Source organism: Paenibacillus sp. CFBP 13594, from assembly GCF_014842675.1.
Classification (GTDB): domain Bacteria; phylum Bacillota; class Bacilli; order Paenibacillales; family Paenibacillaceae; genus Paenibacillus; species Paenibacillus amylolyticus_B.
On the sequence record NZ_JACYVQ010000001.1, the window covers coordinates 1,189,804 to 1,201,733 of the forward strand.

The 11,930-nt window shown below is 42.8% G+C and carries 11 protein-coding genes; 6 read left to right on the forward strand and 5 right to left on the reverse strand.

Features of this window, described 5'->3' with window-relative positions; genetic code table 11:
• Window positions 1-72 precede the first annotated feature (72 nt).
• A complete protein-coding gene (locus IFU39_RS05360) occupies window positions 73-987 on the reverse strand; it encodes a DsbA family protein (protein ID WP_192131566.1) in 915 nt (304 codons plus the stop codon).
• Window positions 988-1,121: 134 nt separating this feature from the next.
• On the opposite strand from IFU39_RS05360, the gene IFU39_RS05365 reads away from it, so the two are divergent.
• Window positions 1,122-1,469, forward strand: coding sequence for a winged helix-turn-helix transcriptional regulator (locus IFU39_RS05365; RefSeq protein ID WP_091019040.1), 348 nt, complete (start codon window positions 1,122-1,124; stop codon window positions 1,467-1,469).
• 197 nt (window positions 1,470-1,666) lie between these two features.
• Here the strand turns inward: IFU39_RS05365 and IFU39_RS05370 are convergent, their stop codons facing one another.
• Both IFU39_RS05370 and IFU39_RS05375 read right to left on the reverse strand, forming a co-directional pair.
• Window positions 1,667-2,131, reverse strand: coding sequence for an NUDIX domain-containing protein (locus IFU39_RS05370; protein WP_244660874.1), 465 nt, complete (start codon window positions 2,129-2,131; stop codon window positions 1,667-1,669).
• A 66-nt stretch (window positions 2,132-2,197) separates the two neighbouring features.
• Window positions 2,198-3,082: a LysR family transcriptional regulator gene (locus IFU39_RS05375; RefSeq protein WP_105598760.1), complete on the reverse strand. Its 885-nt coding sequence runs from the start codon at window positions 3,080-3,082 to the stop codon at window positions 2,198-2,200.
• Between the two features lie 123 nt (window positions 3,083-3,205).
• Here IFU39_RS05375 and IFU39_RS05380 point away from each other — a divergent pair, with 123 nt between their 5' ends.
• From IFU39_RS05380 to IFU39_RS05395, 4 genes are all read left to right on the forward strand, one after another.
• On the forward strand, window positions 3,206-4,216 hold the full coding sequence (locus IFU39_RS05380; RefSeq protein ID WP_192131571.1) for an alpha/beta fold hydrolase: 1,011 nt from the start codon (window positions 3,206-3,208) through the stop codon (window positions 4,214-4,216).
• A gap of 186 nt (window positions 4,217-4,402) precedes the next feature.
• Entirely contained in the window at window positions 4,403-6,004 is a 1,602-nt protein-coding gene (locus IFU39_RS05385; protein ID WP_091019047.1) for an extracellular solute-binding protein, read from the forward strand.
• An 89-nt stretch (window positions 6,005-6,093) separates the two neighbouring features.
• Entirely contained in the window at window positions 6,094-6,984 is an 891-nt protein-coding gene (locus IFU39_RS05390) for an ABC transporter permease (protein ID WP_091019049.1), read from the forward strand.
• An 18-nt stretch (window positions 6,985-7,002) separates the two neighbouring features.
• Window positions 7,003-7,893: a carbohydrate ABC transporter permease gene (locus IFU39_RS05395; protein ID WP_091019051.1), complete on the forward strand. Its 891-nt coding sequence runs from the start codon at window positions 7,003-7,005 to the stop codon at window positions 7,891-7,893.
• Between the two features lie 105 nt (window positions 7,894-7,998).
• On the opposite strand, the gene IFU39_RS05400 is transcribed toward IFU39_RS05395, so the two are convergent.
• The gene (locus IFU39_RS05400) at window positions 7,999-9,744 is read right to left on the reverse strand and encodes a cache domain-containing sensor histidine kinase (RefSeq protein ID WP_091019053.1); all 1,746 of its coding nucleotides are present in this window, start codon (window positions 9,742-9,744) and stop codon (window positions 7,999-8,001) included.
• Between the two features lie 28 nt (window positions 9,745-9,772).
• Window positions 9,773-11,389, reverse strand: a complete 1,617-nt coding sequence (locus IFU39_RS05405; RefSeq protein ID WP_192131573.1) for a helix-turn-helix domain-containing protein — start codon at window positions 11,387-11,389, stop codon at window positions 9,773-9,775.
• 186 nt (window positions 11,390-11,575) lie between these two features.
• On the opposite strand from IFU39_RS05405, the gene IFU39_RS05410 reads away from it, so the two are divergent.
• Window positions 11,576-11,851: a hypothetical protein gene (locus IFU39_RS05410; RefSeq protein ID WP_047842994.1), complete on the forward strand. Its 276-nt coding sequence runs from the start codon at window positions 11,576-11,578 to the stop codon at window positions 11,849-11,851.
• The last annotated feature ends 79 nt before the right edge of the window (window positions 11,852-11,930 follow it).

An 11,930-nucleotide genomic window follows, 5' to 3' on the forward strand; every position in this document is an offset into this window, starting at 1 on the left:
TGTGCGAATAACACATCCGTGTGCCGAAAGCAGGAAGGTTCCGCCGTGCAATTACAGATTTCTTGTTTTCCCTCAGATATGCTCAATATACATCTCATTCAAAATATGTCCCTTACGATATGTGTGCTCTGCCAATTCAGATTCCACATAAGATTCAACATCACTCTTTTCGATATTGTACATGACCTCCAGTTCTCTAGAGAAAAGAAGGTGTCCCTCATTGATTTTCTGCTCCAACGAGGTTATCTGTTTTGGTTTCAGATCACCACCAAGTACCTGCTGAAGTGCTTGCACATATGTTTCAAGAGAACGTGCTCCGACAATTTTCATCCCTTGGTTCTCTTCATTTACAATGATAATGGATGGGAAACCTCTAACTCCCAAACTAGCAACACGCTCAAAGTCTTCCTCTAATAAATCTTGTGCCGATTGCTGTGCAGCCGCCTCAACCACTTCTTTTCCATTCAGGCCCAGTTGATTGACGATATCCGTCAGCACATCATCTTCTCCAATATTTCGATTGAATGCAAACACGGCTTCACGTGCACGTCTTAAAAACTCATGTTCTTTACCAGGATGTGTACTCTGAATGACTTTAAATATGCGAGATGGCGGATAAGAAGAAAGTATTGGATTATCATGCCATAAGGAACCGTCGATGGGCATGCGTGAATGTTCACCCACTTCCTTCCAATGCGCTGCAACGTCCGAAGGTTTCTGAATCCCGTTAGCGCCATCCGAGAAACCATTCCAGTTAGCCAGTAGCCCACCCATTTTAATTTGCAGCGTAAAATAATGACCGTATTCCTCAATAAACCGATGAAGCACAGGCTCAAGCGCCCAGCAGTGAGAGCAGATCGGATCTGTTGCGTAATAAAGAGTTATCCGTTTCTCAACGTGATTCAGATTGATTTCTTGCATCGCCTCTTCCTCATTCACACCACATACGCCTGTTTCCAGATCACACATCATTGATTCGTTACTCACGTTAATCCCGCCTTTATATTGTCTTATGAATTGATTTTCTCGTATTAGTTTGATTATAATGTTTACAATCTTTTGAACAAGTACGATTCTTTTTCTGACTTAGTATCAAAAAGTATACTATTGGAGGGTATCAAGTGAAATACGAGTTTAATTTCGATCAGTTATGTCCAGCGACTTATGCATTTCAGGTCATTGGAGGCAAGTGGAATCTTCCGATCCTGGCAATCCTTAGTGAAAATGACTGTATACGTTACAATGAATTAAAAAGAAGACTGCCCGGCATTACCGGAACGATGCTAACGAACTGTTTGAAGGATTTGATTCATTCCGGCATCGTGCATCGGGAGCAATATAACGAGGTGCCACCGAGAGTGGAGTATTCGCTCACAGAATCAGGCAAGGAATTGGTTCCATTAATTGAATCCATGGTAATCTGGGGTCAGAAAAATATGACAGCAGGCGTGAAGGAACAAGAAAAATAACATTTGGCCTACTGTAACACCTCAGCATAGATGTTCATTTTCTAATCGCCCTGTACACCTTTGTTCAACGGCAAAAAGGCTATTTCACTGGACCATCACGTCCTTTGAAATAGCCTTTCCTTATATAAATAAAAGACTTCCGCTTGTTTTTATGCATCACTTCATATTCATTCTCGGCTTCGATGTGTTAGACACATCTAACTATTCAGGTCGTCATCTTCCTCATTTCCTAAATACATAACCGTTTTTTCTCCCTCAACCAATCTAATGATCTGCTTTCGTAATTTTGAAGGAAATAAAGGTAGTTCGTTTATATTTTTAATTTCGAGCCACACATATTCCACCTGGTTTTCGTCACTTGGCAGAATAGAACTATCTTGGTCCACCAAACCTATGTACTCGCATAAAAAAACAAAATCTACACGATGAAGAGCTTCACCGTATACACCCTCAATGACAAATTCCAGTGATAACGGTTCTACATCTATTCCGATTTCTTCCGCAACTTCACGCTTCACAGCATCGGTCAGCGTTTCACCTGCATTCTGGCTCCCACCAGGCAGGATATAGATCACTTCATCATGATCATCCTGCTTCATTGCAAGCATTCTCCCGTCTTTAATGATCAATGCTTTTGCAGAATTTCTAATCTTTCTCTCCATTGCTAATCCCCCATATATGTCTGTGAAGAATATTTTAACACATACATCTAAACAAATTCTGAACAATCAAATCAACTCACTCTTGGCGACCTCCATGAAAGCAGCCATGGACGGAGAGATCCATTTTTCCCGATGCCAGAGCATTTGCGCAGAAAAGGATACATCTGATAAATCCCACGGCAGAGCAACCACTTCCCCTTCGCTCAACTCTTTCTTCAACGCCATCTCAGGTAATAAAGCGATCCCCAGACCAGCCACAACACATTGTTTAATGGCTTCTACACTATGAAACTCCAGCTCTGTCAGAGCATCTGCACCTTTCTTCGTTATGGATTGGTCAAAATGAGTGCGATACGAACAGTTCTTTTCGGTCAGCAAAAAATGCTGCTTGTGGAAGTCATCGATAACTAACGCGGAACGCGATGCTAACATATGATCGGGAGAAACCACCATTTGAAAGGTCTCATCCTTTAAAAACTCTGAATGAAGATCTTTGGCACCAACGGGCTCATCCAATACAAAAACGACATCGGTATGCCCTTCTCTCAGACTCGATTTAAGCTCTTGCCCAGACAAGGGGCGGAACAATAACCGCACACCAGGATAGTCCGCTCGGAAGCGTTTGAACAAGGCTGGAAGAAGATATGCACACAGCACTTCGTCTGCTCCGATCACAACCGTCCCCGCCAATTCTCCGTGCTGACTGGATATGCACTTTGCTTCCTCTACATCGTTTAATATCTTAGTGGCGTACGGCAGAAACTGTTGACCAGCATCCGTTAACACGACCTTTTTTCCTAGTCGATCCAGCAATTTCACACCGAGCTCTTCTTCCAGCGATTTGATTTGCATGGTTATGGTAGACGGTACATAGCTCAATAATTCAGCAGTTTGACTAAAGCTGCAGGTCGATGCAAGTGTCCAAAAGGTTTTTAGCTGGCGTATTTCCATGAGTCAGGCACCTCCTAGTTCAAAATAAATGAATGATATTTTCGATAACGTTTCGTTGAATTGATAATAGACGTATTGTAGAGTGAAATCAAGTTATTACTATTGTATAAGGAGAATCAATCTATGAACGATTATGAAACATATAACCTTGGAGATACATTACTTCAATCGGGACAACAGCTCCCTCAAGCCTTTATCGCTTACAAGACCTATGGAAACTTAAATGCGGCAAAGGACAATGTTATTGTTGTCCCAACATGGTTTGCTGGAATTCACACAGATAATGAATGGTTAATTGGAACGGACAAAGCACTGGACCCCAGTCGTTATTTTATCGTGGTGCCCAATATGTTGGGTAACGGGTTATCGTCTTCTCCAAGTAATACCCCTGCCCCATATGATAAGAACAACTTTCCTCTCATCTCCATGTATGACAATGTGCATGCCCAGCATCAACTCATCACTCAAAAATTCGGGATCTCCAAAATCAAACTTGTTGTGGGCTGGTCTCTGGGAGCCGTGCAGGTTTATCAATGGGGAACCAGTTATCCTGAGATGGTCGAGCGTATTGCCCCCTTTGGCGGAACGGCAAAGAGCAGACCCCATACACAGTTGGTATTCGAAGCAATGATCGCGGCGTTACAGGCAGATTCGAATTATAAAAATGGTAGATATGAACGCCCTCCGGTTGCCGGTCTCGCAGCGATGGGAAGAGCGTATGCTCCATGGGGGTTTTCGCAGGCGTACTATTTGGAGAAATTGTATCAATCTGAGGGTTACGACTCCTTGCAATCTTATGTAGAAGATTACTGGGATCAAGTATTTCTTCCCTTCGATGCTAACGATTTGATTACCATGCTACGTACAGGAATATATGGAGACATTAGCGATAATCCCATAGATGACGGCAACTTCGAACAGGCGTTAAGCAAGATCACCTCTCCTGCACTCGTTATGCCAGGATCAAGTGACTTGTTTTTCACGCCAGAAGACAGTGCGTATGATGTTCAACATATGCCAAACGCTGTGTATCAACCTATACAGTCCAAGTGGGGACACTGCTTTGGAATCGGAGCAAACGAAGAGGATTCACTCGTTATCGATCGTCATCTAAAGCAATTTTTGGAGGCATGAGTAAAAAAAGAAGGAGCACAAAGTAAAAAAAGTGCACAAAGCTCATTTATCTTTTCTCCGCTACAACTCAAAAGTAAAAAAAGATATCGGTTCTCGTCAATAACCTTTATATCACATTCCCCCTTTCTCGTTTAGAATATTTTCAAGAAAGCGCTATTGAAATACGACTGATAAGGGGGAAAAGAAATGAACAAGAAAACGAAAGCTCTAGTCTTGTCTGTGTGCATGTCAACCTTATTACTCGCAGCCTGTAGCAATGGAAGCGGTGCTGATAAAGGTTCAACGACGGACACGGATTCCAACGAGGCTGGAACGACAACCATTCATACCGTAACATCAGAATACTCTTCTGCAAAATATCCAAAGGGCGATGATATCACCAACAATGTATGGATTAAGCGATACAAAGAGAAGTTTAATATTGATGTCAAAACAGACTGGGTCAGCGATGAGTACGATACAAAACTCAATTTGGCTATCGCATCGAACGATCTTCCTGACGTATTCAGAGTTAATCCATCACAACTGAGACAGTTAGTCGAAGCAGATATGGTCATGGACCTTTCAGAGGTCTTTGATCAACACGCTTCAGATCGCCTCAAAGGTTACATGGAAGCAGATGCGGACAGTTACGAGTCTGGAAAGAAGGACGGTAAGCTGTACGGAATACCACAGATGCACTGGGGATTAATTGAACAACCAGACTTCATCTGGATCCGGAACGACTGGAAAGAAGAATTGGGTGTCCAAGATCCGAAATCTGTGGAAGACATCAAGAATATTGCACTAAAATTCATGGAAAAGCACGGTGGTTATGGTATAGCGGTAGACCAATCGTTGGATTACCTCAACCTTCTGGCCATTGCATGGAATGCGCATCCGGATATGTGGATGGAGGATAGCACTGGAAAACTCGTGTACGGCTCCGTGCAGCCTGAGATGAAAGATGCGCTGGCTGAGTGGTCAGAATGGTACAAGCGAGGCATCATTGATCCAGAATTTGCAATCAAAGACTTTAATGCGATGAACGCGGACATTGTCGCCGGCAAAGTGGGCATGCAGCCTTATTACCAATGGTGGGGTTATAATCCAGGTGTCGATACGGTATCCAACTTGGGTAAAGACGCTATCTTCTATCCTTATATCATTCCTACCGTCGATGGGAAGGAAGCCAAACAATCCATCTTTTTCGCCAACAACAATTATATTGTCATGAAGAAGGGATTCAAGAACCCCGAGAAAGTGATCCAGATTTTGAACGACTATGCTTATATCGTGGATGAGGGCAATGGCAAGGAATCGACAGAAACGCTATCTGCTTTGCTGGATAACGATATTGCCCATGTTGTTGGAGCGTTCCGTGTACTTAATCCGAATTCCGATTACGAGCAATTTGAGGCGGTCTCCGCTGCCCTTCAATCCAAGGATACCAGTGGACTTACGACTTCGGGTATGTGGCAAAAATATAATAACAGTGTTGAATTCATGGAGAACGCCACCCCAGGAGCAGTTGGTGATTATTTGCAACAAGGGGCTCCCAAAAATGCGTATGGACTTGCCAAAAAAGTACTCGACAGCGAAAACTATACGAAGACAGCCTTATGGGGTGTTACACCAGAGATCCTGTCAAGCTATGGAACAACCTTGGATGATATCCTGACGGAGGGCTTCACCAAGATCATTATGGGTAGCGAAAGTATCGATTATTTCGATGTAATTGTCCAGAACTGGCGAGCAGCCGGAGGTGATGACGCAACCCAGGCCGTCAATGAGGCATACGGAAAATAAAAAGTCTGTTACCAAGAAGGGATGGGAATGTTCTCGTCTCTTCTTGGCAGCGGTTACAATTTTATCGCGCCAAGAACGGAGGAATACGAATGCTGAGAAAATGGAAGCAACAGCGAGCTTACCATCTCATGTTGATACCAAGCCTGGTCTTGGTCTTCATCTTTAGTTACATCCCATTCTACGGACTTATTATTGCGTTTCAGAAGTACAATCCGGGCCTCGGCTTCAACTCGCCATGGGTAGGATGGGATAACTTTACCCACATATTTAATCAGCCGAACTTTGTAAGAACGATCTGGAATACATTATACATGTCTGTCTTTAAAATTATCGGTGGTATAATCGTGCCCGTAATTTTCGCATTACTGCTCAACGAGGTACTACACAGTGGAATCAAACGTACATTTCAAACACTAGTCTACATTCCGAACTTCCTCTCTTGGGTCATTATGGCCGGCATCATGCTGGATATCCTTAGCTCCGACGGCATTATCAATACATTTCTAAGTGTATTTGGGATTGCACCAATCTCCTTTCTTGGCACACCTTCTATTTTTCCTTGGACGATGATTGTGAGTGACATATGGAAAGGTTTCGGGTTTGGCACGGTTGTTTATTTGGCAGCCCTGACCAGTATTGATCCGGGACTTTACGAAGCCGCGGTGATCGACGGAGCGAAACGGTGGAAACAAACCATCTACATTACGTTACCTCTTCTCATGCCAACCATTGTTTTAATGACCGTATTATCGCTTGGTAACGTACTCAATGCTGGCTTTGACCAGATCTATAATCTCTACTCCCCTGTTGTCTATCAGACCGGTGATATTATTGATACCTATGTCTACCGTTTAGGAATCCAACAGGCACAGTATTCGATTGGTACCGCTGTCGGGTTATTCAAATCCATCATTTCCAGTGTTCTCGTTGCTGTATCATACATCCTGGCTTACAGGGTGGCTGGCTATCGTATCTTCTAAGAAGGAGGAACTTACATTATGATCTATGATAAAAGTATGAGCAGGCGTGTATTTCTTATTATAAACTACACCATATTGCTCCTAATCTCTCTCCTATGTATCCTGCCGTTTATCAACCTGCTGGCTGTTTCATTCAGCAGCAGCGCGGCTGTATCTGCAGGCAGTGTTACGTTCTGGCCTGTTGAATTTACGACAAAAGCCTATGAGTTTGCATTAACTGGAGGATCATTTTTCTCCTCTCTCTGGGTAGCCATTCAACGAACCGTTATCGGAACGTTAGTGAATCTGGTTCTGATCGTACTCACGGCTTATCCCCTCTCCAAATCCAAACAAAAATTGATGGGGCGTAACATCTATATGGGATTTTTCATCGTAACCATGTTATTTAGTGGAGGACTAATTCCAACCTATCTCGTGGTCGTCAAAATGGGACTGATCGATTCCATCTGGTCTCTGATCCTGCCTGGCGCCCTCCCCGTATTCAGTATGATTATCCTCATGAATTTCATTCGGGGGCTGCCCGAGGAGATTGAAGAATCAGCCATTATCGATGGTGCTGGGCCTGTACAGGTATTGCTACGTATTCTACTCCCACTTCTCAAGCCCGCTCTCGCTACGGTTGGTTTGTTCAGTATCGTTGCCCACTGGAATTCGTGGTTCGATGGCATTATCTATATGAACAATCCAGCCAATTATCCATTACAAAGTTACCTCCAGACCCTCCTGCAAAGTTTTGAGCAAATCATGCTGAAATCTGGTTCAGATTATACGCAGCTGTTGTCCATGATGAACGCCAGAACGGGGCGCGCCGCTCAGATGTTCTTGGGTGCCATTCCGATTTTACTCGTGTATCCGTTTTTACAGAAATATTTCACCAAAGGTTTGGTGTTAGGTAGCGTCAAAGGGTGAACAAAAGGGCTTGCAGTTCATACTGCGAGCCCTTTGTTTATATCTAAACTTATGTTTATGAACGCTGTATCGCATTATGAGATGCATAAATGAAAGCATCAATGACTATTTGGCTTCTATGATGGCAGGCAGCAGAATGGAGAAAATGGTACCTTCACCTATTTTACTCTCCACCTGTATACCATAAGGTTTCCCAAAATGAAGTTGAATTCGCCGCTGCACATTATGCAATCCAATCCCATTGGTTCCCGTACTTGCACTGGACTTTTCTTCCAATAGATTCTGCATCGTATGATGATCCATACCGACACCATTATCGCAGATTTCAATGACAACTTCATCCACCCGCAGTTGAATCCGAATGGTGATGATTCCGTCTTCCTCTAACTCGGCCAGGCCATGAAAAATTGCATTCTCCACAATGGGCTGCAGGATCATTTTGGGCATCCGATAATCCAACACTCTATCCTCAATTTCATATCTCATCTGAATACAATCATAGTACCTGACATTCTGGATCGTTACATAATTCGTTATATTATCGAGTTCCTCACGAATGGTTACGAGAGTTCCATCGGATTTTGTTGCATAGCGGAGCATCGAGATTAAGGCATCGGTCATTTCCACAATTTTATCAGCCTGCTGCATCGAGGCAATCCATTTCACCGACCCAAGGGTGTTATACAGAAAATGAGGCTTGATTTGGTCATGGAGCGCACGCATCTCGGCCTTGGCTTTCTCTATTTCTTCCTGCTGCATCCGTTCGACCAACCGCTTCAATTCATGCGACATTCTGTTAAATCGAATGGATAAATGTCCAATCTCATCTCTGGAGCCAATAGGTTCAACTTGTTCAAACTGACCTTTCTCGACTAGAGCGATATTCCGTAGCAGTTTTTTAATGGGAGTTGTGATCACATGAGATAAAAAGATGGATATGACGGCAGCAAAAAGAACAATGACTATGGCAAGCGTCACCAGATTACGTCCCAATATTTTGCCATCAGCAGTCAGCTCATCCAAAGGCATATATAAATAAGTTGTCCATTTTTGCTGACTAAGGGGACTGGTCACCACGACATTTAGTGATTCAGGCGGACGAACGTTGTCCCGGAACAGTGTCCCGATTAATCGTTCGTTCACGTTATATACGATCTTGTCATCCTCATCAACGATCATGAATCTGGAGCGCAGCCCTTCCTGCAAGTTGCGGTTGACGATTTCAATGAATTTGATATCAATGCTGACAACAATCACGCCAAGCAGTTTTCCACTAGTCACATCATGAATTTTGCGAGCGTGTGACACTGCCAGTATTTTATTCTCCAATTGCTCGTCGATTCGTGTTGTGAGAGTAATGGTTCGATCATCATCATGCATGAACTTTTTAAACCATAATTCGTTCGATACTTTGAAGTTTGGATCAATGGGTTGATGTGGACTGACAAAAAGGTCTTGACCCCCGTTCATATTGTAGAGGTAGATGGAGAATACGCGATCTTTCATCATGATATAATTCATCAGAATGTTGTATGCGGCGATCTCATGTTGTTCATCACCCTCTCGCAGGAAATCCTGGATCGGAAAACTCCCTTCATGAGTCGCAGACAGATTGTCACTAAGCCCATTGCTGGCTAGCAGCGAAATTTTCTCAATCTCCTTGAGGAACTCGTCAATGCGAATATTCGTTTGTTTGGCCAGATCGTTTAGCAGCGTTGTATAGTTCTGTGCCAATAAACGCTCTGAGGAGTAATACGAATTGATTGTCATCACCAACACTGGAAGGATAATGACCGTCATACAGATCACCATAATTTTGTACTTGATCCGGAAGGGTCGAACATGCTTCATATGCTGCACCTCTATTCACCGATTACATTCATCCCTGCTGTAATTCTCGATATTCCTCAGGAGTGACACCTACCGATTTTTTGAAAATCTTACTGAAGTACGTGTAATTATGGTAGCCCACCTTTTCTGCGATTTCATACACTCTCATTCCTCTGCTCAATAGATACGCCTTCGCATGTTCAATTCGAACTCGGGTCAAGTACGTAATAAAGTTCTCTCCTCGTTCCTGTTTGAACACACGGCTGAGATACGACGGATTCACACTGATTTGGCTAGCGATACTTTGCAGTGAGATATCTTCCGCATAATACTTGTCGATCAATTCAGTGGCGAGATCGGTGTAAGTGCTCTCCTGTTTGATTTGGGAATCGGTTTGGAAGTAATATGCAATATGAGCAAGCATATCTTGGTGGATATCCTCCCAATACTCCCCCTTTAGAACGATTTCATAGGGTGATTTCTCTTTTAAAGAAGGTGCACCTCTTTCCGTAGCTCGGGATAGATGGGAATGTATCGTTTCCATTACCATGATATATTGCTTGCGAATGCTATTCTCATCTGCTCGCAGTTGTTCGAGATTGGATCGGATTCCTTCAAGGAACTCTTCCGCCTTTTTGTTGTCTTTGCTTACCCACAACTTCAACAAATCTCGTTCATGTTGCGGACTTAAAGCTCCCTTAACTTCATGTCGATCTGGGGATTTAACCATATCATCGTAATACAACACCTGGTTGCTTCCTGTGAAGAAACCCTGTTGTAGAGCCATTTCTGCCTCTTGGCAGGCCTTCCTGATGTGAAGGAAACCGGAAGTCATTCTACTTACCCCAGCCGTGAGCGATAGATTCATAAAATCCTTGATCGAAGACAGCAATTTATTACATAGTTTATTCAAGTCGGCGTGTACAGATTGGCTCTCAGGAAGTACATTAACGATCACCCAATATTCTGAGGAACTTTCAACAAAAATCTCTTTCTCCCATTTCGAAGGAATAATCTCTTCCATAATATTAAGAATCGAAAATCGTAGCAGCTTCTCCCCCTTCTCTACATATTTCCGCTTTGCATCCTCGTAATAATTCACGATGAACTTCATGACAACCAACTGGTCCGAACGTATACGAAAATGCAGTTCTTCCGCTTTGGTGACAATATCTTCCTCACTAGTGAATCCGCTTACAATATCTTGGAAGAAACTATCCTTTAGATATCTTAGGCTCTTGGAATAGTCTTGTGTTATAGAGGGTGTGTTGGTTGGGTGAACATGTTCACTTTGCAGTTTCTGTCCAACAGTGCTCAGGAGGTCAATAAGGGCAGTTTCTGTAATCTCACTTTTAATCAAGTAATCTGAAGCGCCAAGTTTTAGTGCCTCTTTTACATAATGAAATTCGTCAAAATTACTCAGGATGACATACTTACAGGTTTTCAGTACGCAGGAGGCCTCTTGTATAAGCTGTAGCCCATCCATAATCGGCATCTTAATATCTGTAATAATAAGATCAGGCATCACTTCAAGCGCAAGGCTTAATGCCTCTTTTCCATTTCCCGCCTCACCAACAACATAGAAATTATACTCTTCCCAATTCAGCATGGAACGAATTCCAACCCGCATGAGCAATTCATCATCTACGATCATCAGTTTATACATGATATCCCCCAACATGAACCATTTTTAGATATTTTACCATTAAATGAACTGTCGCAAAGATGTCTAGCGAACCTTATTGCATTGCGGGTATCATAAATAACACTTTTACAGAACATATGTTCCTGTTATAATCAGATTATCGTATTTGGTGTAACATAACATACCCGCCTGGAAAGGATACATATCATGAATTTATACAAGTTTGAATTAACGGTGAACGGATATCTATTACGCGTTCATTTCAGTGCATCTGAAGAAAGTGGATTGAAATGGTGCAAACGAGTTGCTTCTGAATTCCAGAATAACGTTGCCAATCTGGAGATCAAGGTTGATATACATAAAAAGCAGAAACAAAAGCATGCACGTGAATATCACGGAAAGCCATATCTGTATGATAGGACACTGAGGAAAAAGCCGCTTGCGAAGAAAAATAAAACGGCTGAATCATCTGCTGTGATGTAAAGGTAAATTAACATCTCTGTTTAACGAGTCTTCTCAATAGATAGACAAAAAGACTAAAGAACGACTAATTGATGATAAC

What these genes read in the sequence shown, in the direction of transcription:
- IFU39_RS05370 (WP_244660874.1), bottom strand. Translation starts at nt 2,131, where the DNA reads ATGGAGAGAAAGATTAGAAATTCTGCAAAAGCATTGATCATTAAAGAC.
- IFU39_RS05375 (WP_105598760.1), bottom strand. Translation starts at nt 3,082, where the DNA reads ATGGAAATACGCCAGCTAAAAACCTTTTGGACACTTGCATCGACCTGC.
- IFU39_RS05380 (WP_192131571.1), top strand. Translation starts at nt 3,206, where the DNA reads ATGAACGATTATGAAACATATAACCTTGGAGATACATTACTTCAATCG.
- IFU39_RS05385 (WP_091019047.1), top strand. Translation starts at nt 4,403, where the DNA reads ATGAACAAGAAAACGAAAGCTCTAGTCTTGTCTGTGTGCATGTCAACC.
- IFU39_RS05390 (WP_091019049.1), top strand. Translation starts at nt 6,094, where the DNA reads ATGCTGAGAAAATGGAAGCAACAGCGAGCTTACCATCTCATGTTGATA.
- IFU39_RS05395 (WP_091019051.1), top strand. Translation starts at nt 7,003, where the DNA reads ATGATCTATGATAAAAGTATGAGCAGGCGTGTATTTCTTATTATAAAC.
- IFU39_RS05400 (WP_091019053.1), bottom strand. Translation starts at nt 9,744, where the DNA reads ATGAAGCATGTTCGACCCTTCCGGATCAAGTACAAAATTATGGTGATC.
- IFU39_RS05405 (WP_192131573.1), bottom strand. Translation starts at nt 11,389, where the DNA reads ATGTATAAACTGATGATCGTAGATGATGAATTGCTCATGCGGGTTGGA.
- IFU39_RS05410 (WP_047842994.1), top strand. Translation starts at nt 11,576, where the DNA reads ATGAATTTATACAAGTTTGAATTAACGGTGAACGGATATCTATTACGC.